The following is a 23501-nucleotide window of genomic DNA, read 5'->3' on the forward strand; positions in this document are numbered from 1 at the left end:
TGAGTGGCACGGACGTCAGTCTAGACAGTCGGCCGGCCGACTCCAATCACGCCGGAGCACAAACCGGAGTCAACCGGTGGCGGCCACCGCCATTTCGGATGAATCGACCGGCGCAGAGGTCCGCCGCCGACGGCGTTCGGGACCACTATAGCCCGGCGTGCGGCCATGGCGGCGGTCCGGCCCGACATAGGCCGGCGTGTCCACGAAGGGACGCTTGTCCGCGAGGGCAAAGGCCACCCGCTCGCGCAGGACGTTGAACGAGACTGGCTTGGCGACGAAAGCGTTGACGCCGGAATCGCGCGCGCGGATCACATGCTCGGTGTCGGTTTCAGCAGTCAGCATGAGGATCGGCACATAGCGGTTGACTCCGCTAACCCCACCACGGATCGCCCGGACGAATCTGATACCATCCATGGGGGCCATGCGCGCGTCGGTGATGACCAGGGCCGGATCATATTTTTGGCAGGCGACCAGACCGCCGCGGCCGTCACGCGCTTCCACAACCGAGTCCAGCTCCATGGCGTTGAGCATGGTGCGGAGGATTGTCAGCATGTGGTCCTCATCATCAACGATGAGTATCTTGAGGCGGCTGCGGACCATGGTCACCATCCGGTAGGGTAGGTCTGCTATTGTCGCCAGGCATGGTGAACAAGCGATTAACCGCCGAGGCCCTTGCCTATGAGTAATTCCGGCGAATTCAGCCGCGCCGCGCTTGAAGAGACCGCCCGGCTGGTACACACGGTCATGCCGCCGACGGCGCAGTACGCCTGGCCTCTGCTGGCCCGCCGTGCGGGTAGCGAAGTATGGGTCAAGCATGAAAACCACACGCCAACCGGGGCGTTCAAGATCCGCGGCGGTCTGGCCTGGATGGACGACTTCCGGCGGCTGAGCGGTGGTCGCCAGGGCATCGTCGCCGCCACCCGCGGCAACCACGGCCAGTCCATCGCCTGCGCCGCGGCCCGCGCCGGCCTTGCGGTCACCATCGTTGTGCCGCATGGCAACAGCCGCGAAAAGAACGCCGCCATGGTCGCCTTCGGCGCCACCCTGGTCACCCACGGCGATGACTTCAACGAAGCCCTGGATCATGCCCGCGCCCTGGCCGACAGCCAGGGGCTGCACATGGCCCCGTCCTTCCACCCGCTACTGGTGCGCGGCGTGGCAAGCTATGCCATGGAGTTGTTCGCCGCGGTTGCCGATCTGCATACGGTGTATGTTCCCATCGGCCTGGGTTCCGGCCTGTGCGGGGTCATCGCCGCCCGTGATGCCCTGGGTCTGGCGACCCGTGTGGTCGGCGTGGTGGCGGCCGAAGCGCCGGCCTATGCCCTGTCTTTCGACAAAGGCGAGGCGGTCGCAACCAACAGCGCCGAAACCCTGGCCGACGGCATGGCGGTGCGCATACCGGACCCGGCGGCGCTGGACATGATCCGGGCCGGCGCCGACCGCATCGTCAGGGTCAGCGAGGAAGAAATCCGCGCCGCCATGCGACACCTGTTCACCGATACCCACAATGTGGCGGAGGGCGCCGGAGCGGCCGCGCTGGCCGCTCTCTTACAGGAGGGGCCGGCCCGCGCCGGCGGCCGGGCGGCGGTCATCCTGTCGGGTGGCAATGTTGACCGTCATGTGTTTGCAGAGGTTCTGGCCGACGCCGGCTGAGACAGGCCAGGCGTTCGGAATGCGCGGGGACCGTCTACCAGCCACCGGTATCCAGCCAGCGTGATATCTGCTCCAGCTTGTCGGCGCCCCAGAAGGGTTCGCCCTCCGCAATCACGAAGGGTACGCCGACGACACCGGCCTGCAACGCCTTGTCCACCTCCGCCTTGAGACGGGCCTTGATGGCCGGCGTTTCGATAGCCGCCAACAGTTCATGGCTGTCCACATACATGCGCTCCGCCACCTTTGCCACGTCTTCACCGCTGGCAATCGGGCGGCCCTCGCCATAGGCCTCGCGGAACAGGCGCTGCGCCAGGCTCACTGCCATGTTGGGGTCTTTGGCCTCGAGCCAGTAAAAGGCCCGACAGGCGGCCAGCGCGGCGAAGGGAAAGGGCTCCGGATAGCGCACCTCCGGCAGGCCAAAAAGACGCGCCGTACGGGCCACATCGCGCTTGAGGTAGATGCCCTTGAGTGGCTTGTCAAAGACGGTGCCGGCGCCGGTCCGCTCCATGATCGGCCCGAGCAGGATGGGGCGCCAGGTGACCTCGCGACCGTGCCACATGGCGATGTCGTCCATTTTCATGGCGGCGAGATAGGCATAGGGCGACGAAAAGTCGAAATAGAAGTCCACGCTCATGCCGCAGGTGTCTCCATAGCGGAAAGGATGAGGGTCACGGCCGCCGGAAAATCGTCGGCGACCGCATCCGGCGGCGGATCGCAGGCGCGTTCGTCGCCAGCATGGTACTTGCCGGTGCGCACAAGGATAGCAGACAGGCCGGCCCGTCGGGCACCGGCAATGTCGGAGTCCGCATCATCGCCGACCATCACGGCGGCGGCGGCGGCAACGCCGAGACCGGCCACGCCCGCGGCAAAGAAGGCGGCGGCCGGCTTGCCGAAAAGCCGTGCCTCCACCTGGGCGGCATATTCCAGGGCGGCGACGAAGCCGCCCATGTCCATGCTCAGCCCGTCAGCCTCCATGAACACACGGTTGCGGGCCAGGGCGAAAAGGGGCGCCCCATCGGCCAGACAGCGGAAGGCGGCGTTGAGCCGGTCATAGGTGAAGTCGTGGCCGGCATCACCGACCACCACCGCGTCACGGCCGCGCGGCAGACCAGCAAAGTCCTCTTCCAGATCGTCATGCACCAGAAGGTGCGGCTTCAGCCCTTCAGCCTCCAGCACGGCACGGCAGGCCAAAGCCGGCATCAGGATCTCCTCCGGCTCCACAGCAAAACCGAGACGGTGCAGCCGCGCCACCAGACTGCGCCGTGGCCGGCGGGTCGTGTTGGTCAGGAACCGCAGCGGCAGACCCGACCGGCGCAGCGCCGCCAACGCCTCCACAGCGCCCGGTACAGCCTGATCGTCAATGGCGAGAACTCCGCCGATATCCAGCAGGACGCCGCCGGGCCGTATCTTGATCGCCGAATCCGTCATGGCCGGTGGTTACCAGGGGATTTCCGCCCCGTCATGGTTATAGAAGCCGCCGGACATGGCCGGCGTCAGCGAGTCCACCACCTGACGCATACCGGCGACGCTGTCGTCGGCGGTGAGGTCCGCCCGCTCACCGCCCATGTCAGTCCGCACCCATCCCGGATGCAGCGCCACCACCAGCAGGCCCTGCGGACTGCAATCCAGCGCCAGGCTGTGCGCGGCGGCGTTGAGCCCGGCCTTGCTGGCGCGATAGGCGTGGCTGCCGCCGGAGGTATTACCGCCGATGCTGCCCATACGGCTGGAGATGAACACCGCCTTCTTCTGGCGGCCAGCCAGCAGATTGGGCAGCAGCGCCCGCGTCACCAGCATGGGCGCGGTGACATTGACCGCCAGCAGGCGGTTCCAATCGGCCATGGTTGGTCCGTCCATGGCGCGGTTGGGCAGGTTGATGCCGGCATTGTTGACCAGGATATCGAGGCCCGTGCCGACCAGGCCGGCGGCAAGGGCGGCGATCTGTTCCTCGTCGGTCACATCGAGAGGATGCACCTCCACCTGGCCAGCGATGGCGGCGAGGTCGGCAGCGGCCTCCGGCTGCCGGCAGGTGGCGATGACCCGCCAGCCATCCGCCGCATACTGGCGGGCGAAGGCGAGACCGATTCCGCGGTTGGCGCCTGTTATCAGTACGGTGTCCATGACTTTCCTCCTGATGCCGGCAGTCGGCCGGGGTTCAGCCCGTCTGCTTCAGAGCGGTGACTTCGATCTCCACCTTCATGGCTTCATCGGCAAGCTGGGCGCAGATGGTGGTATTGGCCGGCCGCGCGTCGCGGCAATGCCGGCCGACAATCCCGGCGATGGCGGGAAAGTCCTCACGCCGGGCGATATAGACCCGAATGCGCACCAGATCGGCCAGGCTGGACCCGGCCTTGTCCAGAGCATCCTTGATGTTGCGGAAGCACTGTTCGGTCTGGGCCACCGGATCATCGCTGATGGTCATGGTCGCGTAGTCGTAGCCGGTGGTCCCGGAAACGAACACCCAGTCGCCGTCGACCACGGCCCGGGCATAACCGGCCAGGTCCTCGAAGGTGGAGCCGGAAAGAATGCGCTTGCGTGCCATGCTATGATCGCCGTCGTGTTGGCCGCTGACGGGTGGCGTCAGTGACGAGGGTCCAGGAATGCTCGATAAGAGATCGGACATCACGCGCCGGAACGCTGCCGTCAAGGGTGATGGTGTTCCAGTGCCGCTTGTTGAGATGATAGCCGGGACGAATCGACTCGAACACCTGACGCAGCATGATCGCCCGGTCGGGATCGCACTTGAGGCTTATTTCCTGAACCGCCGGGTCCGCCGGCGTCAGACCTGGCCTCTGGCGCAGCAGCGCAAAGATACGCCCTCCCGCCTTGATGACCGCGACACCAGGCCCGAAGGGGAAGCTCTCCCCGGCACCGGGCAGGGCCAGGGCATGGCGACGGGCGGTAGCCAGAGCAAAACGCGGCACGGCGCGCCCTCCGTTTCTGGCGCAGCCGGACGCCCGATGTGTGCGGACGCCGGCAATCGGGACTGGTGCGGTCGAGAAGACTCGAACTTCCAAGGGGTTTCCCCCACAGCGACCTCAACGCTGCGCGTCTACCAATTCCGCCACGACCGCAATGATCCCACTCCCGCCGTGGCGCAAAGGCGGCGGCGGGCGGAGTGGAGATAGCAAATCATGGACCATTCCTCAAGCCGCGCGGCAGATCAGCCGACCGTGCCGCGCCGTGCGGCGGGCCCGGCCGGACCGACGGATGCCATCGTCTGGGAGATGGCCGGCGCCCCGGTGGCCTATCCCCGGGCGGTTGCGGACATGGAGGCGCGGGCGGCGGCCATCGCCGCCGGGACAGCGCGCGAGCGCATCTGGCTGGTGGAGCACCCGCCGCTCTATACCGCCGGCACCAGCGCCCGACCGGACGAACTGTTGCAGGCCACCCTGCCCGTGTTTACCAGCGGTCGCGGCGGTCGCTTTACCTATCACGGCCCGGGCCAGCGCATCGCTTATGTGCAGCTTGATCTGAGCCGCCGCGGCCGCGATGTGCGGGGATTTGTCGATGACCTGCAAAACGCGGTCATCGCCACCCTGGCCCGTTTCGGCGTCAGTGGCCGGCGCGATCCGGATAATATCGGCGTATTCGTCGCCACGGGCGGCGGCCTGAGCAAAATCGCCGCCATCGGCGTGCGTGTGCGCCGGTGGGTGACGCTGCATGGCCTGTCCCTCAATGTCGCCCCTGACCTGTCCCACTATGGCGGCATCGTCCCCTGTGGCTTGACCGACCGTGGAGTCACGTCGCTGCGCGCCCTGGGCGTGGATGCCACCCTGGCCGAGGTAGATGCGGTGCTGCGCAAGGAACTCGACCGGCTGCTGCAGCCGGGCGGCTCCGGTCGCTGCAGGCCGCGCTATGCGGCGGACTGAGGCGCCGCCGGCGACGGGCGGAGCAGATCGAGAAACCGTACGCAATCGCTGAACTCCCGCCACTGCCCCTGTTCCAGACGGGTGGCTTCCGCATCTTCGCCCCAACGGGAAGCCTGCCACCGTTCGTCCACCCGGACGGCGCGCCACGCCGGTTCCGCCGCCAGAGCGCCTTCCGCCACCGCCAGGGCCACAAGCAATGACCCGCTGGCCTGGGTCATCGCGCCCAGTGCCGCCAGGGCCATGGTCTGGCGCGCCGCCACGGCGGCCCTGAGCGCCTGGTGAACAGCCGGCGACTGGGCCTGCGGCAGCAGCGCAGTGGTGAGAGCAAGATGGATATCAAAGCGCCGCTCCGCCCAGGCCACCACCGGATCCCAGGCAGCGGCCTGCGCCGCCGCCAGATCGGGCGGCTCGTCGCTGCGATAGCAGACAAGATCGGTGTCCACATAGGCCATGACCTGGTCAAGAATGGCGCCCGGCGCCGCCGCCGCCCGATCCAGCGCGCTATTGACCAGTCGGGTCAGGCCCATGGCGGCGGGGTTGATCTCTTCGGTCTGCTCTTCCCATTCGGCGGCCACCGCTTCGGCCAGCGCCGCCGTCGGCACGATCAGCCGGGCCCGACCGGGGGTCAGGATCGGCCGCCCGTCAAGACACACGGAAAATCCGCCATTGGCGGACACGGTTGAAACGGTCTTGTAGAAACGCTTCACAACGCGGTGACGCTGGCCTGTGGCGTCACGTTCGGGACCGCCAGATCAATGTGATCCACCTTGAGCGCGCGGCGTGGAGTCCGGAGGGGAATGGGCATGGTCCGTCAGTTCCAGAATCGTCGTCCGGCGGCGGTCACCATCAGGTGTATTTGAGCCCCAACACCCGACCGCCCGGTGGCGCTTCGAGAGAATCGGCCAGGCCCGTGCGCCGGGCGTCAAAACCAAGGACGTCCATTGTGTTGCGGAAATGCGGTGGCACAGGCGCGAACCACGAGCCGCCGGCAATGCCCTGCCCGGTCGGCAGGCGCAGCGCGCGGGCATGCAGGTGAAGCCGCCGCGGTATATCGTCCCGCTGCAGGAAGGCCTGGCGACGACCGTATTTGCCATCGCCCAGCACCGGTGTGCCGAGGGCTGCCAGATGCGCCCGTATCTGGTGTGTGCGACCGCTTTCCGGCCACACCGCCAGCCACGCAACGCGGTCGTCAATGGTGGCCAGGACGGCAAACCGGGTGAGCGCCGACCGCCCCTCCTGATCCACCGTCATGCGTTCGCCCGCCCGGCCCGGCAGTTTGGCCAGCGGCATGTCTATGTAGCCCGAGGACACCGGCGGCACACCGACCGTCAGCGCCCAATACAGCTTGGTCACCACATGATCACGGAACATGCGACCCAGGCTGCGGGCGCTGTCGCCGGAGCGCGCCAGCAAAAGAACGCCGCTGGTGTCGCGATCAAGGCGGTGGACCAGACGCGGCCGCTCTGCCGCGTCATAGCGCAACACGTCCAGCATGGCGTCCAGATGGCGCCGGGTGCCGGTACCGCCCTGCACCGCCAGGCCCGGCGGTTTGTTGAGCACCAGTATGGATGGGTCCATATGCAGCAACGCCCCTTCCAGCGCGCGGCGGTCCTGACCGGTGACCGGAGGCGGCGGCGCAGCGGACCGTGCCGGCGTCAGAGCGGTTTGCGGCATCGGCGGGATGCGCACCGTCTGGCCCGCCAGCAGGCGGTGGGCAGCGCGCGCACGGGCGCCATCGACCCGCACCTGGCCGGTGCGCAGCAGCTTCTGCACCTGGCCCTGGCCGAGGCCGGGAAAGCGCCGCCGGAGCCAGCGGTCGAGACGATCCTCCGCCTCGCCAGCGCCGACGGTTTCATGTTGTACGCCAGCCCCCGCGCGCGGCAGCGGCCCGTCCTTGGCGGCCGGATCGACGGTGGCTGATTTGGCCTCGTCAGGCCCGGCGGCGGGTCGGGCGGCAGTGGACGGGGCCTCTGTGGGCGGGGCCTCTGTGGGCGGGGCCGGGGCGGCCTGATCATCCGGCTCTGTCATGCGCCAGGCTCCTGTTCATTGCCGGTGCGTCGGGGATTGGTGCGCAGGCCGGCCCAATAGTCGAGGCGGCGGCGGATTTCGCGCTCGAACCCCCGCTCGGCCGGTTCATACAAGGTGCTGCGGCCGAGACCCTCGGGAAAATAGTCCTGCCCCGAAAAGCCCTGCGGCGCATCATGGTCATAGGCATAGCCCTTGCCATAGCCCAGATCCTTCATGAGCCGGGTCGGCGCGTTGAGGATATGTGCCGGCGGCATCAGCGATCCGGTGTCGCGGGCAAGGCGGGCGGCGGCCGATTGCGCCCGATAGGCGGCATTGGATTTGGGTGCGGTGCCGAGATAGATGACCAGATGGACAATGGCCAGCTCGCCCTCCGGCGAGCCAAGACGCTCATAGGTGTCCCAGGCGGCAAGCGCCTGCACCGGCGCCTGCGGATCGGCCAGGCCGATATCCTCATAGGCGAAGCGCAGCAGCCGGCGGGCCACGTAGCGCGGATCCTCACCGCCGGCCAGCATGCGGGCCAGCCAGTAGAGGGCGGCATCCGTATCGGAGCCGCGCAGGCTTTTGTGCAGGGCGCTGATGAGGTTGTAGTGGCCTTCCTGTGCCTTGTCATAGATCGGCGCGCGACGCTGCACCGTATCGGCCAGCGCACGGTCATCCAGCGGCGCCACCGCGGCGCCGAGGGCGAACAGCTCTTCCGCCAGGTTGAGCAAAAAGCGACCGTCACCATCAGCCATGGCCTTGAGCGCCTCGCGGCCGGCGGCGGTCAGCGGCAGGGCCCGGCCCTCTTCCGCTTCTGACCGGTCAATGAGCCGGTCCAGCGCCGCATCATCCAGCCGCCGCAGGACAAACACCTGGCAACGACTGAGCAGAGCGGCATTGAGCTCAAACGACGGATTTTCCGTGGTGGCGCCCACCAGAATGACGGTGCCGTCCTCCACATAGGGCAGGAAGCCGTCCTGCTGCGCCCGGTTGAAGCGATGAATTTCGTCGATGAACAGCAGGGTGCCGCGCCCGGTGCTGCGCTCGACGCGCGCCTCCTCAAACACCTTGCGCAAATCGGCCACGCCGGAAAACACCGCTGACAGGCTGCGGAACGCCATGTCGGTGGTTTCCGCCAGCAGGCGGGCAATGGTGGTCTTGCCACAACCGGGCGGGCCCCACAGCACCATGGAGGCCAGGCGGTGTTCCGCCACCATGCGGCCGATGGGCTTGTCGGCCGCAAGCAGGTGCTGCTGACCCACCACCTGGTCCAGGCTGGCCGGGCGCAAACGATCAGCCAGCGGCCGCGGCGCCTGGCCGTCGAACAGTCCCAGGGCAGGCGCGGGCGCCGGACGGCGGGCCACTACAGCCCCCCGTGCGGGCAGCGCCACAACAGGGCGTCAAAAATCATCATGGCATTGGCCGGTCCGTCAGGTGACGGCGCAGTATAACCCGGCAATGGCGGAAACAGGCCGGCGATATGGCCGGCCCGGCCTGATATGTCCGACGGTCAGGCGGGAACCGTGGCGTCCTCGTCGGCGACCGACTGATCGGGGCCGGAATCCAGACCCTTGGCCTCGGGGTCACGGTCGACCAGCTCGATCACCGCCATCGGTGCGGCATCTCCATAGCGGAACCCGGCCTTGAGAACACGCGTATAGCCGCCGCTGCGGTCGGCGTAGCGTTCGGCCAGGGTGGTGAACAGCTTACCGGCCAGCGCAGTGTCATGCAGGACCGACAAAGCCTGGCGTCGGGCATGCAGATCGCCACGCTTGCCGAGCGTCACCAGCCGGTCAACCACCCGCCGCAGGTCTTTCGCCTTGGGCAGGGTGGTGGTGATCTGCTCGTGCTTGAGCAACGCCGCCGCCATGTTGGCGAACATGGCCTTGCGATGAGAGGAGGTACGCGAAAACTTGCGACCGGCGAGGCGATGGCGCATGACGTTGTTCCTGTATGCCGCCTAGAACGGCTCTTCGAGTTTCCTGGCCATATCCTCGATATTCTCGGGTGGCCAATCCTGGACTTCCATACCGAGGTGCAGACCCATCTGCCCCAGCACTTCCTTGATCTCGTTCAGCGACTTGCGGCCGAAGTTCGGCGTACGGAGCATTTCCGGCTCGGTCTTCTGCACCAGATCGCCGATGTAGATGATGTTGTCGTTCTTCAGGCAGTTGGCGGAACGCACGGACAGCTCCAGCTCGTCCACCTTGCGCAGCAGGTTGCGATTGAAGGCCAGGTCCTCGCCAGCGTCTTCGACCGTGCGCTCGCGCGGCTCCTCGAAATTGACGAAGAGCTGCAACTGATCCTGCAGGATACGCGCGGCATACGCCACCGCATCATCCGGTGTCACAGCGCCGTTGGTCTCCACATCAATCGACAGACGGTCATAGTCAGTGACCTGGCCGACGCGGGTGTTCTCCACCTGGTAGGCCACCTTGCGCACCGGGCTATAGAGCGCATCCACGGGAATGAGTCCGATGGGGTCGTCCTCGTCACGGTTTACCGCCGCCGGCACATAGCCCTTGCCGGACGACACCGTCAGCTCCATGGCGACGCTGCCTTCGGTGTCCAGGGTCATCAGCACATGATCGGGATTGAGGACATCAATATCCGCCACCGCCTCGATCTGGGCCGCGGTTACCTGTCCCGGCCCCTTGGCCTGCAGACGCATACGGCGCGGCCCTTCGGAATGCATACGAAGAGCCAGGCCCTTGATATTCAGCACAATGTCGGTGACGTCCTCACGCACACCCGGAATCGACGAGAACTCATGAAGCACGTTCTCGATCTGAATGGAGGTGACGGCGGCGCCCTGCAAAGACGACAACAGGACACGCCGCAGCGCATTGCCAAGGGTCACGCCAAAGCCACGTTCCAGCGGCTCCGCGACGATGGTCGCCCGGCGGGACGGATCCGGTCCACCCTCTACCTGGAGTTTCCCGGGCTTGATCATTTCGGTCCAGTTTTTCTGCAACAAGGTAAGTCCCCTGGCTTGGCCGCCGAAAGCGGCGGCCATAAATAATGGGTTTGCGGTCTGCCCGGTGGTGGCGCGTTACGCCGCCGACTCAGACGCGACGGCGCTTACGTGGCCGACAGCCGTTATGCGGAATCGGCGTCACGTCACGAATGGAGGTAATGGTGAAGCCCACCGACTGCAACGCGCGCAGCGCCGACTCGCGGCCGGAACCCGGGCCCGACACCTGAACCTCCAGGGTCTTCACGCCGTGTTCCTGCGCCTTGCGGCCCGCATCTTCCGCCGCCATCTGGGCGGCGAACGGGGTCGACTTGCGCGATCCCTTGAAACCCTGGCTGCCGGCCGACGACCATGAGATGGCGTTGCCCTGAGCGTCTGCAATGGTGATCATGGTGTTGTTGAACGACGCCTGGACATGAGCGACGCCCGACGTGATGTTCTTCCGCTCGCGACGCCTGACCCGCGCGCCTGTTGCTGCCTTTGCCATGCCTGACTGTATCCGTTCCTGTGACGCCGTGAGCCGGCGGTTCCGACAGGCGCGTTGCGCGCCAGCCCGGTGTGATTACTTCTTCTTGCCGGTGATCGCCTTTGGCTTGCCCTTACGGGTGCGGGCATTGGTATGGGTGCGCTGACCGTTTACCGGCAACCCCTTGCGGTGACGCAACCCGCGATAGCAGCCAAGGTCCATCAGGCGCTTGATATTGACGGCGTGCTCACGCCGCAGATCGCCTTCTACCGTATAGTCACGGTCGACAATCTCACGAATGCGGCTGACTTCATCCTCGGTCAACTGGTTGACCCGACGTTGCGAGTCGATACCGGCCGACTGGCAGATGCGCGATGCGCCGTCGGCGCCGATACCGTAGATATAGGTCAGCGCAATCGGAACGCGCTTCTGGGTCGGAATATTGACGCCGGAAATTCGTGCCACTGTATGACTCCCAAAAACCGTGTTCCAAACTCTGTTCAGGGCGTCCGGCCAGCGCCGCCACCCTGCGTCTGATCGGGCACCCGATCCCTTAACCCCTGCGCCGTACCCTTACGCCGAAATCGCGCGGAGCGACCACGGTTCCCTGGAGTATTCAGCCAAGCGCAAGCACCGCCGGCGCTGAGCCCGACGGGAAGCGGCGGATTATAAGGCCTTGCGGCCCAGCGTCAAGCGCCACCCCTGTGGCCCCCGCCAGCGGTGTCCGGCCCGCCAAGCCGTTCGCGGACGGCCGCCGCCACCTGGTCGATATCGGCCATGCCGTCAACGGTCTGCAGGATACCGCGGGCCTCATAATAGGGCAGAATTGGCTCTGTCTGGCGGCGATAGACCAGTAGCCGCTGGCGCACGGCGTCGGCCCGGTCGTCATCCCGGCGGATGAAATCGGTGCCGCCGCACTTGTCGCAAACGCCGTCTACGGCCGGTGCCTTGAAACGGTCGTGATAGCCCTCGCCACAGCGGGCGCAGGTGAAACGGCCGGCGATCCGCGCCACCAGGGCCTCTTCATCCACGGCCAACTGGATCACATGGTCCAGTTTCTGACCGCGTTCCGCCAGCATGGCGTCCAGCGCCTCGGCCTGTGCGGTAGTGCGCGGAAAGCCGTCCAGCAAGAACCCTCTGGCACAGTCCGGTTGATCGATCCTCTGGGCAATCATGCGGATCATGATGTCGTCGCTGACCAGTTCGCCCGCATCCATGATCGCCTTCACCTCGCGCCCCAACGCACTGCCGGAAGCGACGGAGGCCCGCAGCATGTCGCCGGTGGACAACTGAAGAATGCCATAGGCCTCCTCGACGAGGCGGGCCTGGGTGCCCTTGCCGGCACCGGGCGGACCGAGAAGCAGGAGATTCATGGACCGATGCCTGGGTCTGGCTAGCGGCTGCGCGCGCCGCGCAGCTTGGCCTTCTTGATCAGGCCTTCATACTGGTGAGCAATCAGATGGGATTGCACCTGCGCCACCGTATCCATGGTGACGGAGACGACGATCAACAGGCTGGTGCCGCCGAAATAGAAGGGCACAGCGAAACGGGAAATCAGGAACTCCGGCAACAGGCTGATGAGGGCAAGGTAGAGGGACCCCACCACCGTCAGGCGCGTCAGTACATAGTCGAGATACTCGGCGGTGTTGCGGCCGGGCCGGATTCCCGGAATGAAGCCGCCATATTTCCGCAGGTTTTCCGCGGTTTCCGCCGGGTTGAAGATAAGCGCGGTATAGAAGAAGGCGAAGAAAATCACCATCGCGCCGAACAGGAACATGAACAGCGGCTGACCATGCGACAACTGTCCGGCCAGGACCGCAAAGAAACCCGTGCCGCCCTGGCCAAAGCCGGAGGAGAACCCGGCAAAGGTGGTCGGCATGAGCAGCAGGGACGATGCGAAGATCGGCGGGATAACGCCGGCCGAATTGACCTTCAGCGGCAGATGGGAGCTTTCGCCGCCGAACATGCGGCGCCCCACCTGACGTTTGGGGTATTGCACAACGATGCGCCGCTGCGCCCGCTCCATGAAAACGATGAAGGTGATGACGGCGATGGACAGGGCCAGCAGGGCAAGAATGAAGAGGGTGGACAGGGCGCCGGTGCGACCAAGCTCCAGGGTGGAAATCAGCGCCTGCGGCAGATTGGCGACGATACCGGCGAAGATGATCAGCGAAATACCGTTGCCGATGCCGCGGGCGGTAATCTGCTCACCCAGCCACATGAGGAACAACGTGCCGGTGGTCAGGCTGATCACCGTGGAGATACGGAAAAACATGCCGGGATCAATGACCGCCGACCCCTGGCTGCCCTGAAACGCCTCCAGACCAATGGCAATGCCATAGGCCTGGACCGCCGCCAGGCCGACAGTGCCGAACCGCGTATACTGATTCAGCTTCTTGCGGCCCTGCTCGCCCTCTTTCTTCAGGGCATCCAGTCGCGGCGACACCGCCGTCATCAACTGCATGATGATGGAGGCCGAAATATAGGGAATGACATTGAGGGCAAAGATGGTCATGCGACCGAACGCGCCGCCGGCGAACATGTCGAACATGCCGAGGATGCCACCCTGGGCCTGGCTGAACAGATCGCCCAGAATGTCCGGATCGATACCCGGCAGGGGAATGTAGGTGCCGAGGCGATAGATAATCAGGGCGCCCAGGGTGAACCAGATGCGCTTTCTGAGTTCGGTCGCCTTGGCGAAGGCGCCGAGATTGAGATTGGCCGCAAGCTGCTCTGCCGTTGAGGCCATATCCAGATCCTTTCGGCGCTAATCCGCCTGGGATTCAGAATCCGCGGCAGCCGTCGACTCCACCGCCCGCGCCGGCTTGCGCACCGTAATGGCGCCGCCGGCTGCCTCCACCGCCGCCACGGCGCCGCGTGAGGCGCCACTGACTTCGATGGTGATCGCCGCCTTCAGCCCCTCCTTGCCAAGCAAACGCACGCCATCGAGGACGCGCCGGATGACCCCGGCATCGGCCAGGCCTTGTTCGGTGATCGGCTGGGCAGCGTCGATGCGGCCGTCATCAATGGCTTTCTGCAGGCGCGCCAGGCCCAGTTCCGCATAGTTGGCGCGGAAAATATTGATGAAGCCACGGTGCGGCAAACGACGATAGAGCGGCATCTGACCGCCCTCAAACGCCAGCAGCGAAACACCGGACCGCGCCTTCTGGCCCTTGACGCCGCGACCGGACGTCTTGCCGGTACCGGAGCCAATACCGCGACCAACGCGCTTGCGGGCGTGACGGGCGCCGTTCTTGTCGGAGATGGTGTTGAGCTTCATGGTCTGTCGTCTTTCCGTTTATCCGTACGGGCCCGGCCCGTGAGCCAGGCCACAGCGTGGCGATCGGTCTGTCCGGCCGCCGCCTGAGCGGTACGCCTTGCCGGGCTCAGCCCTGCGCCGGCTCCTCGACGCGCAGCAAATGCGCCACCTTGCGCACCATGCCACGCACCGCCGGGGTGTCCTCCAGGACACGACTGCGGTTCATCCGGTTAAGGCCAAGACCAATCAGGGTCTGACGCTGGTCGGCCCGACGCCGGATAGGGCTGCCGGTCTGGGTCACCCGCAGGGTGCCGGCCTTGAGATTTTCGCTCATTGTGCTTCGTCCCGTTCCTACACTAGCGGTCAATCGGCCGCTGCATCGCTCACGATTTCGCCACGACGGGCGAGAAGGTCGCTGACCCGCAAGCCACGGCGCTGGGCCACGGCGCGCGGGCTCTGCACCCGACCCAGGGCATTGAAGGCGGCCTTGATCATGTTGTGCGGGTTGGAGGTGCCGATGCTCTTGGCCACCACGTCATGGATACCAAGGCTCTCAAACACCGCCCGCATGGGGCCGCCGGCGATTACGCCGGTGCCCGCCGGGGCCGACCGTATGACCACCCGTCCGGCGCCATAGCGACCCTGAACGTCGTGGTGCAGCGTACGGCCCTCGCGCAGCGGCACACGAATGAGCTGACGCTTGGCCGATTCGGTCGCCTTACGGATCGCTTCCGGCACTTCCCGTGCCTTGCCGGTGCCATAGCCCACCCGGCCGCGCTGGTCGCCGACAACCACTATGGCGGCAAAGCCAAACCGGCGACCGCCTTTCACAACCTTGGACACGCGGTTGATGGACACGAGGTTCTCCTTGAACTCGCTGTCCGCCTCCTGCCCGCGATCACGCCGCTGTGCGTTTGGATTTCTTGCCATTCTGCGTTCCCTGGTGTGTCCGACGAACCCACTGACGGGGCCGGACCGGTTCCTAGAAGTTCAGCCCGCCTTCGCGCGCCGCGTCGGCCAGCGCGCGGACGCGGCCATGAAAGACAAACCCGCCGCGGTCAAACACCACATCGGTGACCCCGGCGGCTTTCGCCCGTTCCGCCACCAGTTTGCCGACCGCCGTTGCCGCCGCCCGGTCCGCGCCGGTGCGCAGATCCTTCCGCAGGTGCGGATCAAGGCTGGACGCCGCCGCCACCGTGCGACCGGCGGCGTCGTCAATCACCTGGGCATAGATGTGCTGGCCCGAGCGATGAACGCTGAGCCGCGGCCGGCCGGAGGCCGACTGACGGATCTTGTAGCGCGTGCGCCGCCGGCGGCGGATGAAGAGTTCGCGTTGTGTGGTCATGGCATAAGCTACTTCTTCTTGCCTTCCTTGCGGAGGACGGTCTCGGTTTCATATTTCACGCCCTTGCCCTTGTAGGGCTCCGGCGGCCGGTAGGCGCGGATTTCCGCCGCCACCTGGCCAACCAGACGCTTGTCGATACCCTTGACCGACACCAGTGTCGGCCGCTCGCAGGTGATCGTGATGCCGTCAGGAACGGGGTAGTTCACCTCATGGCTGAAGCCAAGCTGCAGGGTCAGGGTCTTACCCTGAACCGCCGCGCGATAGCCGACGCCGACCAGCTCCAGGTTGATGGTAAAGCCCTCAGACACGCCGCGTACCAGGCCCTCGACCAGGCTGCGCGCCGTACCCCACATGCGGCGCGCCTGAGGCGTATCATTAGCCGGCTCCACCGTAAGTGTGCCGGCCTCCATGGTCACCGCCACGTCAGAGCCGATACGCACCATATGCTCGCCCATCTTGCCTTTGGCGCGCACTTCACCGCCGTCGACCTTCAGATCAACGCCCGCCGGTACGGCCACGGGATTCTTCCCTACGCGCGACATTGTTTCATACTCCCTTGTCCGGCCCTTGCCCCGGCCCGTATCCGGCCCGTGTCTAACCCAGTCAGCAGAAAAGCCCTAGAAAACAGTGCAGAGGACTTCGCCGCCGACCCGCGCTTCCTTGGCCGCCGCATCACTCAATACGCCGCGGGGCGTAGACAGAATGACCGTGCCCAGCCCGCCGAAGTGACGCGGCAAATCGGCAATGTGCGAATAGACCCGCCGGCCCGGCCGCGACACCCGACCGATACGACGGATGACCGGCTCGCCTTCATGATATTTCAACTCAATACGAATCTCGGCATGGCCGGAGTCCCCGGTCTGCTCCGTGAAAGTACGGATATAGCCTTCTTCGGCCAGCACCTTGAGAACATTCCGCCGCAGACTCGACGCCGGCGTGGTGATGACCGCAAGACGGGCGCGCTGGCCGTTGCGGATACGGGTGAGCATGTCGCCCAGGGGATCGGTCATCATGGCGCTTGGTCCTACCAGCTTGACTTGACGACGCCCGGCAGCTTGCCGTCCAGCGCCAGGTCCCGCAAAGCAACGCGGGAAATCTTGAACTTGCGATAATAGCCGCGCGGCCGGCCCGTCAGGGTGCAGCGATTGTGCTGACGCACGGGACTGGCGTTGCGCGGCAACTGGGCCAGCTTGAGCTGGGCGGCGAAACGCTCCTCCGGCGGCAGGCTCAGATCGCGCGTCTGCGCCTTCAGTCGCAAACGCCGTGCGTTATTGAGCGTCGCCAGCCTCTGACGCTTCTTTTGCCGTTCCACTGCGCTTTTCTTCGCCATATTCGCCCTCCCAGGCGTCTTAGCTTTGCTGCGCCGCGAACGGGAAATCGAAACCGCGCAACAGGGCGCGTGCCTCGTCATCCGTCCGGGCCGTCGTGGTGATGCAGATATCCATACCGCGTACCGACTCAACCTTGTCATAGTCGATCTCGGCAAAAACGATCTGCTCTTTCACGCCCATGGAAAAATTGCCATGGCCGTCGAAGCTGCGCAGGTTGAGACCGCGAAAGTCGCGGACGCGCGGCAGGGCTATGGTGATCAGCCGGTCAATGAACTCGTACATACGGTCACCGCGCAGCGTCACCTTGACGCCGACCGGTGTTCCCTCGCGCAGGCGGAAGCTGGCCACTGACGTACGGGCCAGGACTACCACCGGCTTCTGACCGCTGATGCGGGTCATGTCATCCACCGGACCCTGGATCTTCTTGGAATCGTTGGCCGCCTCGCCAACGCCCATGTTGATGACGACCTTCTCGATCCGCGGCACCTGATAGTCGTTGCCATAGCCCAGGTCTTCCCGCAGCTTCGGCCGCACGACCTCGCGATAGTGTTCTTTCAGTCGCACCATGGTCCTACTTATCCATCTGCTCGCCGGAGCGGCGTGCCACGCGCACTTTCCGGCCATCGGTCAATGTGGTGTAGCCAACCCGCGTCGGCCGGCCGTCCTTGGGATCGGCAATCGCCAGGTTGGAAACATGGATCGGCCCTTCGCGCTCTATGATGCCGCCCGGATTCTCACGGGTTGGCGCCTGATGACGCTTGATCATGTGAACACCGCGGACAAACGCGCGCGCCTCGGTGGGCACCATGCGAATCACTTCGCCCCTGCGGCCCTTGTCACGGCCGGACAGCACCACCACCGTATCGCCCTTGCGGATCTTGTACTTGGGTTGTGTCATATCGGTATGCCTAAAGAACTTCCGGCGCCAGGGAGATGATCTTCATAAAGCTGCGTGACCGCAGCTCACGAGTGACCGGTCCGAAGATACGGGTGCCGATGGGCTCATTCTGTGCATTGATCAGGACAGCCGCATTACGATCAAAGCGAATGGCGCTGCCGTCCTCCCGCGATACGGGCGTTGCCGTGCGGACAATGACAGCCTTGTGGACCTGGCCCTTGGCCACGCGCCCGCGCGGGATGGCCTCCTTCACCGTCACCACAATAACGTCGCCAACCGAGGCAAAGCGTCGCTTGGAGCCACCCAGCACCTTGATGCACTGGACCCGTCGCGCGCCGGAATTGTCGGCCACTTCAAGATTGGTTTCTGACTGGATCATGATGCCTCACCTGCGCCGGACAGCACCTCAAAGCTCTTGCGCCTGGAGAGCGGGCGGCACTCGCGGATACGGACGACTTCACCAATCTGGATCGCATTGGTTTCATCATGAGCGGCATATTTCTTCGACCGCCGGATGTACTTCTTGTACAGAGGATGCTTGACGCGGCGCTCCACGGTCACGATGACCGTCTTGTCACCGGCCCGCGACACCACCTTGCCCTGCAAAATACGCTTCGGCATGACTAGCCCTCCGCCGTGGCGGCAGCGCCGCGTTGCGTCAGCACGGTCTTGATGCGGGCGATGGTGCGTCGCACCTCGCGCACACGCGCCGTGTTCTCCAACTGGCCACTGGCCTGCTGAAAGCGCAGGTTGAACGCCTCTTTCTGCAGGGCATGCAACTGATCGCTCAGTTCATCCGGCGTTTTAGTGCGCAAGTCCTGAGCGGATTCCATGATCAGACCTCCTCGCCCAGACGGGCGACGAAACGCGTACGGATCGGCAGTTTGGCCGCCGCCAGGCTCAGCGCCTCACGGGCCAGGCCGCCGGACACACCGTCCACCTCGAACATGATGCGGCCGGGCTTGATACGCACCGACCAGTACTCAACCGAACCCTTGCCCTTACCCTGGCGCACTTCCGCCGGCTTGGCGGTCACCGGCAGGTCCGGGAAAACGCGGATCCATACCCGCCCGGCACGCTTCATGTGACGGGTGATGGCGCGGCGCGCCGCCTCAATCTGACGCGCGGTGACCCGCTCCGGCTCCAGGGCCTTGAGGCCATAGGCGCCGAAATTAAGGTCCGTGCCACCCTTGGCCGTACCGTGGATGCGGCCCTTGTGCTGTTTGCGGTATTTGGTCCGCTTGGGACTGAGCATGGTTTCCTCTTTCGCCTGCCGGGCGGACTAACGATTGGGCTGCTGTTCGGCCAGGCGCTTGTCCTGAGCCATGGGATCGTGTTCCAGGATGTCGCCTTTATAGACCCATACCTTGATGCCGACCGCGCCATAGTTGGTCCGTGCGGTGGCCGTACCATAGTCAATGTCGGCGCGCAGCGTGTGCAGCGGAACGCGCCCTTCGCGATACCACTCCATCCGCGCGATGTCGGTACCGCCGAGGCGGCCACCGCAGCGGATACGAATACCGTTGGCCCCCAGCCGCATGGCCGACTGCACCGCCCGTTTCATGGCGCGGCGAAAGGCAATGCGCCGCTCAAGCTGCTGCGCCACATTCTCCGCCACCAGACGGGCGTCGATTTCCGGTTTGCGGATCTCGACAATGTTGAGGCCCACCTCACCGCCCGCCATACGCGCCAGATCCTGACGCAACAGCTCGATGTCGGCGCCCTTCTTGCCGATAACCACGCCGGGCCGGGCGGTGTGAATGGTGACCCTGGCCCGCTTCGCCGGCCGCTCGATAATGATGCGACTCACACCGGCGCCGCTCAGTCGCTTCTCAATGAAGGCACGCAGCTTGATGTCATCGTGCAGCAAACCGGCATAGTCCGCATCGGCAAACCAGCGAGAATCCCAGGTGCGGTTGATGCCGAGGCGGAAGCCGATCGGATTGACTTTCTGGCCCATCAGACACTCGCCTCCGGTTGATCCTTCTGTTCACGCACAACGATCGTCAGGTTGCTGAACGGCTTTTCGATTCGCCCCGTACGACCGCGCGCGCGCGGCCGCCAGCGCTTCATGACAAAGGCACGACCCACCGTCGCCTCGGCCACCACCAGACGATCAACGTCGAGCTGGTGGTTATTCTCCGCGTTGGCGATGGCCGACTGCAGCGCCTTCAGCACGTCACCAGCCACCCGACGCTTGGAAAACTCCAGCGTCCACAGGGCTTTTTCCGCCGGCAGGCCGCGAATGCTGTCGGCCACCAGGTTCAGCTTCTGCGGGCTGGTGCGGATCGCCTTGACGAATGACCGTACCTCGCCATCCGCCTGGCGGCGTGGATTTGCGCTCTTGCCCATCAGGCCCTCTTCGCCTTGCGGTCAGCGGAATGACCATAGTAGGTGCGGGTTGGCGAGAACTCGCCAAACTTGTGGCCGACCATATTCTCGGTCACCAGAACCGGCAGAAACTTGTGGCCGTTATAGACACCGAAGGTGAGCCCGACGAACTGCGGCAGGATGGTCGACCGGCGTGACCAGATCCGGATCACCTCGTTACGGCCGGACGCACGCGATTTCTCGGCCTTCTTAAGAAGGTAGCCGTCAATGAACGGGCCTTTCCATACGGAACGCGACATACAGGCGTCTCCCCGACTACTTCTTGCGCCGACGGCGAATAATCAGCCCGTCGGTTCGCTTGTTGTTGCGCGTGCGCTTACCCTTGGTCGGCTTGCCCCACGGGGTCACCGGATGACGGCCACCGGAGGTCCGGCCCTCGCCACCACCATGCGGGTGATCGATCGGGTTCATGGCGACGCCACGCACCTTCGGCCGCCGCCCCAGCCAGCGCGCCCGGCCAGCCTTGCCCAGTTTGACGTTCTGCTGGTCGGGGTTGGACACCGCACCGACCGTAGCCATGCAGTCCGAGCGAACCATACGCTGTTCGCCCGAGCCCAGGCGCAGCAGCGCATAGCCCGCATCACGACCGACCAGCTGCACATACGAGCCGGCGGCACGGGCGATCTTGCCGCCAGCGCCGGCTTTCATCTCTACATTGTGGACGATGGTGCCGACCGGAATGTTGCGCAGCGGCATGGCATGGCCCGGCCGCACATCCACCCGCTCGCCGGACATGACCGTGTCACCGACCTGCAGGCGCTGTGGCGCCAGGATATAGGCCAGCTCGTCGTCGCTGTAGCGAATCAGAGCGATAAAGGCTGTACGATTGGGATCGTATTCCAGACGCTCCACCGTCGCCGGCACGTCGAACTTGCGACGGCGGAAATCGACAACACGGTAGCGTTGCTTATGCCCGCCACCGCGCCGCCGCATGGTGATGCGGCCATGGGCGTTGCGCCCGCCATGACCGGGCTTGGCCTCGGTCAGGGACTTGACCGGATCGCCCTTCCACAGGCCGGCGCGGTCCACCAGAACCAGCCCGCGGCGGCCCGGTGTAATCGCCTTGTAGGTTTTCAGCGCCATCGCCTAGATCCCCGCCGTCACGTCAATAGTCTGCCCGTCGGCCAGGGTGACCATGGCTTTCTTGGTGCGCTTCTGGCGGCCGACCGTGCCGCGGAAACGCTTCACCTTGCCCGGATGACGCAGCGTGTTGACCGCCGTCACCTTGACCCCGAACAGAGTCTCCACTGCGGCGCGGATCTCCGGCTTGGAGGCGTCCAGCGCCACCTCGAAGGTGACCTGCCCATGCTCCGACCCGAGAGTCGACTTCTCGGTCACCACCGGCCGTCGCAGCACCTGGTGCATACGCTCCGTACTGACCTTCGCCTGATTGAAATACCGCCAGCTCATTTGCAGCGCGCCTCCAGGGCCTCGACCCCCTGCCGGGTCACGACCAGCAGGTCATGACGCAGGATGTCATACACATTGGCGCCCACACCCGGCAGGATATCCACGCCCGGGATATTGCCCGCGGCGCGGCGGAAATTATCGTCCGGCGACGCACCGTCAATGATCAGAACATTGCTCCATCCCAGCGCCTTGAGACGGCCGGCAAGGACCGATGTCTTCGCCTCCGCTACCGTCGCCTGGTCGAGCACCACCAGACGGCCATCCGCCTGCTTAGCGCTGAGCGCCGAGCGCAGGCCGAGACGACGCACCTTCTTTGGCAGGTCATAACCATGGTCGCGCGGATGCGGACCAAAGGTGATGCCACCGCCACGGAACAGCGACGCCTTGCGGCTGCCATGACGGGCCCGGCCACCGCCCTTCTGCGCCCATACCTTGGCGGTCGTGCCGGTAACCTCTGAGCGGCCCTTGACCTTGTGGGTGCCGGCGCGGCGACGGGCCAGCTGCCACAGCACAACGCGCTGCACGATGTCGGGCCGCGGCGCAGCCGCGAACACCGCGTCCGCCAGCTCGATATCGCCGACTTTCTTATTGTCCAGATCGATGACGGGGCATTTCATCGCCTCAGTCCTTCCCCTCTTCGGCCGCGCCCTCGGCGCCGCCGCTGTTGCTCTCTGCCGCCCCTGCGGCGACCACCGACGCGGCCAGACCGGCCGGCCAGGGCGCCTCGTCCGGCCGCTTGCGCTTCATGGCGTCACGCACCTGAACCCACGAACCCTCGTGGCCCGGCACACTGCCGGCAACCAGGATGAGGCCGCGCTGGTCATCGGTGGAGACCACCTTGAGCGACTGCTGGGTGGCGCGAACGCCACCCATGTGACCGGCCATGCGCTTGCCCTTCCACACCCGGCCCGGGTCCTGGCTGTTGCCGGTAGAGCCATGGCTGCGGTGGGAGATGGAAACGCCATGGGTGGCTTCGAGGCCCTTGAAATTGTGCCGCTTCATGCCGCCAGCGAAACCCCGGCCAATGGTCGTGCCGGCCACATCCACATATTGACCGGCAACGAAATGACTGGCCGCCAACTGCGCCCCCACGTCCAGCAAGGCATCCTCGCTGACGCGGAACTCAACCAGCCGGCGGCGCGGCTCCACGCCCGCCTTGGCAAAATGACCACGCACGGCCTTTGACAGCCGGCTGATCTTGGGCTGACCGGCGCCGATCTGCACCGCGTCATAGCCGTCCTTGTCACGGGTGCGACGGGCCACCACCTGACACCCCTCCATAGCCAGGACGGTGACCGACACATGACGGCCGTCATCCTGAAAGACGCGGGTCATGCCAAGCTTTCGCGCGAGAATACCGGTACGCATAACCGTCATGTCCTACAGCTTGATCTCAACATCGACACCGGCCGCCAGGTCGAGCTTCATCAGCGCGTCAACCGTTTGCGGCGTCGGATCGACAATATCCAGCAGGCGCTTGTGGGTCCGCATCTCGAACTGCTCACGGGATTTCTTGTCCACGTGCGGACCACGCAGCACCGTAAAGCGCTCTATCCGCGTCGGCAGGGGAATGGGTCCCCGCACCTCGGCGCCCGTGCGCTTGGCGGTATTGACGATCTCACCGGTCGACTGATCCAGCACCCGATGATCGAATGCCTTCAGTCGGATGCGGATATTCTGTCCGTCCATGCTCTTTGTCCCGTTCGCCCGCTGCGTTTCTTGTCTATGCGTTTCTTGTCTGTGCGTTTCTTTTGTTCGTCTTACCCGAGGCCCTGTATTACTCGACGATGGAGGAGACGACGCCGGCGCCAACCGTGCGGCCGCCCTCGCGGATGGCAAAGCGCAGACCCTCGTCCATGGCAATCGGCGCAATCAGCGCAACGCTGATCGACACATTG

At 65.3% G+C, this 23501-nt stretch carries 39 protein-coding genes and 1 tRNA gene; 2 read left to right on the forward strand and 38 right to left on the reverse strand.

What is annotated here, in order from left to right; all coding sequences use genetic code 11:
- Nucleotides 1–69: 69 nt before the first annotated feature.
- On the reverse strand, nt 70–600 hold the full coding sequence (locus tag RIE31_12330; protein MEQ8641374.1) for a response regulator: 531 nt from the start codon (nt 598–600) through the stop codon (nt 70–72).
- Between the two features lie 78 nt (nt 601–678).
- On the opposite strand from RIE31_12330, the gene RIE31_12335 reads away from it, so the two are divergent.
- Nucleotides 679–1653: a threonine dehydratase gene (locus RIE31_12335; GenBank protein MEQ8641375.1), complete on the forward strand. Its 975-nt coding sequence runs from the start codon at nt 679–681 to the stop codon at nt 1651–1653.
- Between the two features lie 34 nt (nt 1654–1687).
- On the opposite strand, the gene RIE31_12340 is transcribed toward RIE31_12335, so the two are convergent.
- From RIE31_12340 to RIE31_12365, 6 genes are all read right to left on the reverse strand, one after another.
- Entirely contained in the window at nt 1688–2287 is a 600-nt protein-coding gene (locus tag RIE31_12340; protein MEQ8641376.1) for a 2-hydroxychromene-2-carboxylate isomerase, read from the reverse strand.
- Complete coding sequence (locus tag RIE31_12345; protein MEQ8641377.1) at nt 2284–3081, reverse strand: TIGR01458 family HAD-type hydrolase; 798 nt, start codon at nt 3079–3081, stop codon at nt 2284–2286. The genes RIE31_12340 and RIE31_12345 overlap by 4 nt, the downstream gene beginning before the upstream one ends.
- 9 nt (nt 3082–3090) lie before the next feature.
- Complete coding sequence (locus RIE31_12350) at nt 3091–3771, reverse strand: SDR family oxidoreductase (GenBank protein MEQ8641378.1); 681 nt, start codon at nt 3769–3771, stop codon at nt 3091–3093.
- 34 nt (nt 3772–3805) lie between these two features.
- Nucleotides 3806–4192 carry a RidA family protein gene (locus RIE31_12355; GenBank protein ID MEQ8641379.1) on the reverse strand — a complete coding sequence of 129 codons (387 nt, stop codon included), beginning with the start codon at nt 4190–4192 and terminating at the stop codon, nt 3806–3808.
- A gap of 1 nt (nt 4193) precedes the next feature.
- Nucleotides 4194–4574 (reverse strand): MmcQ/YjbR family DNA-binding protein, encoded by a 381-nt coding sequence (locus RIE31_12360; protein ID MEQ8641380.1) that lies wholly within the window; start codon nt 4572–4574, stop codon nt 4194–4196.
- A gap of 63 nt (nt 4575–4637) precedes the next feature.
- Nucleotides 4638–4724 (reverse strand) — tRNA-Leu (locus RIE31_12365).
- A 60-nt stretch (nt 4725–4784) separates the two neighbouring features.
- On the opposite strand from RIE31_12365, the gene lipB reads away from it, so the two are divergent.
- Nucleotides 4785–5522: a lipoyl(octanoyl) transferase LipB gene (gene lipB / locus RIE31_12370; GenBank protein ID MEQ8641381.1), complete on the forward strand. Its 738-nt coding sequence runs from the start codon at nt 4785–4787 to the stop codon at nt 5520–5522.
- Here the strand turns inward: lipB and RIE31_12375 are convergent.
- The 31 genes from RIE31_12375 to RIE31_12525 form a co-directional block, all read right to left on the reverse strand.
- The gene (locus tag RIE31_12375) at nt 5507–6229 is read right to left on the reverse strand and encodes an ATP12 family protein (GenBank protein MEQ8641382.1); all 723 of its coding nucleotides are present in this window, start codon (nt 6227–6229) and stop codon (nt 5507–5509) included. The genes lipB and RIE31_12375 overlap by 16 nt on opposite strands.
- A 139-nt stretch (nt 6230–6368) precedes the next feature.
- The gene (locus RIE31_12380) at nt 6369–7550 is read right to left on the reverse strand and encodes an RluA family pseudouridine synthase (GenBank protein ID MEQ8641383.1); all 1182 of its coding nucleotides are present in this window, start codon (nt 7548–7550) and stop codon (nt 6369–6371) included.
- Complete coding sequence (locus RIE31_12385; GenBank protein MEQ8641384.1) at nt 7547–8893, reverse strand: replication-associated recombination protein A; 1347 nt, start codon at nt 8891–8893, stop codon at nt 7547–7549. Before RIE31_12385 ends, RIE31_12380 begins: the two co-directional genes overlap by 4 nt.
- 146 nt (nt 8894–9039) lie before the next feature.
- Nucleotides 9040–9468 (reverse strand): 50S ribosomal protein L17, encoded by a 429-nt coding sequence (rplQ, locus tag RIE31_12390; GenBank protein ID MEQ8641385.1) that lies wholly within the window; start codon nt 9466–9468, stop codon nt 9040–9042.
- Between the two features lie 21 nt (nt 9469–9489).
- A complete protein-coding gene (locus RIE31_12395; GenBank protein MEQ8641386.1) occupies nt 9490–10545 on the reverse strand; it encodes a DNA-directed RNA polymerase subunit alpha in 1056 nt (351 codons plus the stop codon).
- A 49-nt stretch (nt 10546–10594) separates the two neighbouring features.
- A complete protein-coding gene (gene rpsK / locus RIE31_12400; protein ID MEQ8641387.1) occupies nt 10595–10990 on the reverse strand; it encodes a 30S ribosomal protein S11 in 396 nt (131 codons plus the stop codon).
- Nucleotides 10991–11065: 75 nt separating this feature from the next.
- Nucleotides 11066–11434, reverse strand: coding sequence for a 30S ribosomal protein S13 (gene rpsM, locus RIE31_12405; protein MEQ8641388.1), 369 nt, complete (start codon nt 11432–11434; stop codon nt 11066–11068).
- Nucleotides 11435–11658: 224 nt separating this feature from the next.
- Entirely contained in the window at nt 11659–12342 is a 684-nt protein-coding gene (locus RIE31_12410; GenBank protein ID MEQ8641389.1) for an adenylate kinase, read from the reverse strand.
- 20 nt (nt 12343–12362) lie between these two features.
- Nucleotides 12363–13718: a preprotein translocase subunit SecY gene (secY, locus tag RIE31_12415; protein ID MEQ8641390.1), complete on the reverse strand. Its 1356-nt coding sequence runs from the start codon at nt 13716–13718 to the stop codon at nt 12363–12365.
- A gap of 18 nt (nt 13719–13736) precedes the next feature.
- Nucleotides 13737–14249, reverse strand: a complete 513-nt coding sequence (gene rplO, locus RIE31_12420) for a 50S ribosomal protein L15 (protein ID MEQ8641391.1) — start codon at nt 14247–14249, stop codon at nt 13737–13739.
- 106 nt (nt 14250–14355) lie between these two features.
- The gene (gene rpmD / locus RIE31_12425) at nt 14356–14562 is read right to left on the reverse strand and encodes a 50S ribosomal protein L30 (GenBank protein MEQ8641392.1); all 207 of its coding nucleotides are present in this window, start codon (nt 14560–14562) and stop codon (nt 14356–14358) included.
- Nucleotides 14563–14591: 29 nt separating this feature from the next.
- Complete coding sequence (rpsE, locus tag RIE31_12430) at nt 14592–15158, reverse strand: 30S ribosomal protein S5 (protein ID MEQ8641393.1); 567 nt, start codon at nt 15156–15158, stop codon at nt 14592–14594.
- Nucleotides 15159–15210: 52 nt separating this feature from the next.
- Complete coding sequence (rplR, locus tag RIE31_12435) at nt 15211–15573, reverse strand: 50S ribosomal protein L18 (protein ID MEQ8641394.1); 363 nt, start codon at nt 15571–15573, stop codon at nt 15211–15213.
- A gap of 8 nt (nt 15574–15581) precedes the next feature.
- A complete protein-coding gene (rplF, locus tag RIE31_12440; GenBank protein ID MEQ8641395.1) occupies nt 15582–16115 on the reverse strand; it encodes a 50S ribosomal protein L6 in 534 nt (177 codons plus the stop codon).
- 75 nt (nt 16116–16190) lie between these two features.
- Nucleotides 16191–16583, reverse strand: a complete 393-nt coding sequence (gene rpsH / locus RIE31_12445) for a 30S ribosomal protein S8 (GenBank protein ID MEQ8641396.1) — start codon at nt 16581–16583, stop codon at nt 16191–16193.
- Between the two features lie 14 nt (nt 16584–16597).
- Nucleotides 16598–16903, reverse strand: coding sequence for a 30S ribosomal protein S14 (gene rpsN, locus RIE31_12450; GenBank protein MEQ8641397.1), 306 nt, complete (start codon nt 16901–16903; stop codon nt 16598–16600).
- Nucleotides 16904–16922: 19 nt separating this feature from the next.
- The gene (rplE, locus tag RIE31_12455; GenBank protein MEQ8641398.1) at nt 16923–17471 is read right to left on the reverse strand and encodes a 50S ribosomal protein L5; all 549 of its coding nucleotides are present in this window, start codon (nt 17469–17471) and stop codon (nt 16923–16925) included.
- Nucleotides 17472–17475: 4 nt separating this feature from the next.
- On the reverse strand, nt 17476–17802 hold the full coding sequence (gene rplX / locus RIE31_12460; protein ID MEQ8641399.1) for a 50S ribosomal protein L24: 327 nt from the start codon (nt 17800–17802) through the stop codon (nt 17476–17478).
- Nucleotides 17803–17812: 10 nt separating this feature from the next.
- Entirely contained in the window at nt 17813–18181 is a 369-nt protein-coding gene (gene rplN, locus RIE31_12465) for a 50S ribosomal protein L14 (GenBank protein ID MEQ8641400.1), read from the reverse strand.
- Nucleotides 18178–18423: a 30S ribosomal protein S17 gene (rpsQ, locus tag RIE31_12470; protein ID MEQ8641401.1), complete on the reverse strand. Its 246-nt coding sequence runs from the start codon at nt 18421–18423 to the stop codon at nt 18178–18180. Before rpsQ ends, rplN begins: the two co-directional genes overlap by 4 nt.
- Before the next feature lie 2 nt (nt 18424–18425).
- Entirely contained in the window at nt 18426–18635 is a 210-nt protein-coding gene (rpmC, locus tag RIE31_12475) for a 50S ribosomal protein L29 (protein MEQ8641402.1), read from the reverse strand.
- A gap of 2 nt (nt 18636–18637) precedes the next feature.
- Nucleotides 18638–19057, reverse strand: a complete 420-nt coding sequence (gene rplP / locus RIE31_12480) for a 50S ribosomal protein L16 (protein MEQ8641403.1) — start codon at nt 19055–19057, stop codon at nt 18638–18640.
- Nucleotides 19058–19084: 27 nt separating this feature from the next.
- Entirely contained in the window at nt 19085–19762 is a 678-nt protein-coding gene (gene rpsC / locus RIE31_12485) for a 30S ribosomal protein S3 (GenBank protein ID MEQ8641404.1), read from the reverse strand.
- Entirely contained in the window at nt 19762–20154 is a 393-nt protein-coding gene (gene rplV, locus RIE31_12490) for a 50S ribosomal protein L22 (GenBank protein MEQ8641405.1), read from the reverse strand. Before rplV ends, rpsC begins: the two co-directional genes overlap by 1 nt.
- Complete coding sequence (gene rpsS, locus RIE31_12495; GenBank protein ID MEQ8641406.1) at nt 20154–20432, reverse strand: 30S ribosomal protein S19; 279 nt, start codon at nt 20430–20432, stop codon at nt 20154–20156. The genes rplV and rpsS overlap by 1 nt, the downstream gene beginning before the upstream one ends.
- Before the next feature lie 16 nt (nt 20433–20448).
- The gene (rplB, locus tag RIE31_12500) at nt 20449–21276 is read right to left on the reverse strand and encodes a 50S ribosomal protein L2 (GenBank protein ID MEQ8641407.1); all 828 of its coding nucleotides are present in this window, start codon (nt 21274–21276) and stop codon (nt 20449–20451) included.
- Nucleotides 21277–21279: 3 nt separating this feature from the next.
- Complete coding sequence (locus RIE31_12505; protein MEQ8641408.1) at nt 21280–21603, reverse strand: 50S ribosomal protein L23; 324 nt, start codon at nt 21601–21603, stop codon at nt 21280–21282.
- Nucleotides 21600–22220, reverse strand: coding sequence for a 50S ribosomal protein L4 (rplD, locus tag RIE31_12510; protein ID MEQ8641409.1), 621 nt, complete (start codon nt 22218–22220; stop codon nt 21600–21602). The genes RIE31_12505 and rplD overlap by 4 nt, the downstream gene beginning before the upstream one ends.
- A gap of 4 nt (nt 22221–22224) precedes the next feature.
- Nucleotides 22225–22971 carry a 50S ribosomal protein L3 gene (rplC, locus tag RIE31_12515; GenBank protein MEQ8641410.1) on the reverse strand — a complete coding sequence of 249 codons (747 nt, stop codon included), beginning with the start codon at nt 22969–22971 and terminating at the stop codon, nt 22225–22227.
- Between the two features lie 12 nt (nt 22972–22983).
- On the reverse strand, nt 22984–23292 hold the full coding sequence (gene rpsJ, locus RIE31_12520) for a 30S ribosomal protein S10 (protein ID MEQ8641411.1): 309 nt from the start codon (nt 23290–23292) through the stop codon (nt 22984–22986).
- Between the two features lie 88 nt (nt 23293–23380).
- Nucleotides 23381–23501: elongation factor Tu (locus RIE31_12525; protein MEQ8641412.1), on the reverse strand; the 121-nt coding region annotated here is incomplete at its 5' end.

It is taken from the genome of Alphaproteobacteria bacterium, assembly GCA_040218575.1.
Lineage (GTDB): Bacteria > Pseudomonadota > Alphaproteobacteria > JAVJRE01 > JAVJRE01 > JAVJRE01.

Coding starts and splice junctions, on each gene's coding strand:
- RIE31_12330 (MEQ8641374.1), bottom strand. CDS start 600: ATGGTCCGCAGCCGCCTCAAGATACTCATCGTTGATGATGAGGACCAC.
- RIE31_12335 (MEQ8641375.1), top strand. CDS start 679: ATGAGTAATTCCGGCGAATTCAGCCGCGCCGCGCTTGAAGAGACCGCC.
- RIE31_12340 (MEQ8641376.1), bottom strand. CDS start 2,287: ATGAGCGTGGACTTCTATTTCGACTTTTCGTCGCCCTATGCCTATCTC.
- RIE31_12345 (MEQ8641377.1), bottom strand. CDS start 3,081: ATGACGGATTCGGCGATCAAGATACGGCCCGGCGGCGTCCTGCTGGAT.
- RIE31_12350 (MEQ8641378.1), bottom strand. CDS start 3,771: ATGGACACCGTACTGATAACAGGCGCCAACCGCGGAATCGGTCTCGCC.
- RIE31_12355 (MEQ8641379.1), bottom strand. CDS start 4,192: ATGGCACGCAAGCGCATTCTTTCCGGCTCCACCTTCGAGGACCTGGCC.
- lipB (MEQ8641381.1), top strand. CDS start 4,785: ATGGACCATTCCTCAAGCCGCGCGGCAGATCAGCCGACCGTGCCGCGC.
- RIE31_12380 (MEQ8641383.1), bottom strand. CDS start 7,550: ATGACAGAGCCGGATGATCAGGCCGCCCCGGCCCCGCCCACAGAGGCC.
- rplQ (MEQ8641385.1), bottom strand. CDS start 9,468: ATGCGCCATCGCCTCGCCGGTCGCAAGTTTTCGCGTACCTCCTCTCAT.
- RIE31_12395 (MEQ8641386.1), bottom strand. CDS start 10,545: ATGGCCGCCGCTTTCGGCGGCCAAGCCAGGGGACTTACCTTGTTGCAG.
- rpsK (MEQ8641387.1), bottom strand. CDS start 10,990: ATGGCAAAGGCAGCAACAGGCGCGCGGGTCAGGCGTCGCGAGCGGAAG.
- RIE31_12410 (MEQ8641389.1), bottom strand. CDS start 12,342: ATGAATCTCCTGCTTCTCGGTCCGCCCGGTGCCGGCAAGGGCACCCAG.
- secY (MEQ8641390.1), bottom strand. CDS start 13,718: ATGGCCTCAACGGCAGAGCAGCTTGCGGCCAATCTCAATCTCGGCGCC.
- rplO (MEQ8641391.1), bottom strand. CDS start 14,249: ATGAAGCTCAACACCATCTCCGACAAGAACGGCGCCCGTCACGCCCGC.
- rpmD (MEQ8641392.1), bottom strand. CDS start 14,562: ATGAGCGAAAATCTCAAGGCCGGCACCCTGCGGGTGACCCAGACCGGC.
- rpsE (MEQ8641393.1), bottom strand. CDS start 15,158: ATGGCAAGAAATCCAAACGCACAGCGGCGTGATCGCGGGCAGGAGGCG.
- rplR (MEQ8641394.1), bottom strand. CDS start 15,573: ATGACCACACAACGCGAACTCTTCATCCGCCGCCGGCGGCGCACGCGC.
- rplF (MEQ8641395.1), bottom strand. CDS start 16,115: ATGTCGCGCGTAGGGAAGAATCCCGTGGCCGTACCGGCGGGCGTTGAT.
- rpsH (MEQ8641396.1), bottom strand. CDS start 16,583: ATGACCGATCCCCTGGGCGACATGCTCACCCGTATCCGCAACGGCCAG.
- rpsN (MEQ8641397.1), bottom strand. CDS start 16,903: ATGGCGAAGAAAAGCGCAGTGGAACGGCAAAAGAAGCGTCAGAGGCTG.
- rplE (MEQ8641398.1), bottom strand. CDS start 17,471: ATGGTGCGACTGAAAGAACACTATCGCGAGGTCGTGCGGCCGAAGCTG.
- rplX (MEQ8641399.1), bottom strand. CDS start 17,802: ATGACACAACCCAAGTACAAGATCCGCAAGGGCGATACGGTGGTGGTG.
- rplN (MEQ8641400.1), bottom strand. CDS start 18,181: ATGATCCAGTCAGAAACCAATCTTGAAGTGGCCGACAATTCCGGCGCG.
- rpsQ (MEQ8641401.1), bottom strand. CDS start 18,423: ATGCCGAAGCGTATTTTGCAGGGCAAGGTGGTGTCGCGGGCCGGTGAC.
- rpmC (MEQ8641402.1), bottom strand. CDS start 18,635: ATGGAATCCGCTCAGGACTTGCGCACTAAAACGCCGGATGAACTGAGC.
- rplP (MEQ8641403.1), bottom strand. CDS start 19,057: ATGCTCAGTCCCAAGCGGACCAAATACCGCAAACAGCACAAGGGCCGC.
- rpsC (MEQ8641404.1), bottom strand. CDS start 19,762: ATGGGCCAGAAAGTCAATCCGATCGGCTTCCGCCTCGGCATCAACCGC.
- rplV (MEQ8641405.1), bottom strand. CDS start 20,154: ATGGGCAAGAGCGCAAATCCACGCCGCCAGGCGGATGGCGAGGTACGG.
- rpsS (MEQ8641406.1), bottom strand. CDS start 20,432: ATGTCGCGTTCCGTATGGAAAGGCCCGTTCATTGACGGCTACCTTCTT.
- rplB (MEQ8641407.1), bottom strand. CDS start 21,276: ATGGCGCTGAAAACCTACAAGGCGATTACACCGGGCCGCCGCGGGCTG.
- RIE31_12505 (MEQ8641408.1), bottom strand. CDS start 21,603: ATGAGCTGGCGGTATTTCAATCAGGCGAAGGTCAGTACGGAGCGTATG.
- rplD (MEQ8641409.1), bottom strand. CDS start 22,220: ATGAAATGCCCCGTCATCGATCTGGACAATAAGAAAGTCGGCGATATC.
- rplC (MEQ8641410.1), bottom strand. CDS start 22,971: ATGCGTACCGGTATTCTCGCGCGAAAGCTTGGCATGACCCGCGTCTTT.
- rpsJ (MEQ8641411.1), bottom strand. CDS start 23,292: ATGGACGGACAGAATATCCGCATCCGACTGAAGGCATTCGATCATCGG.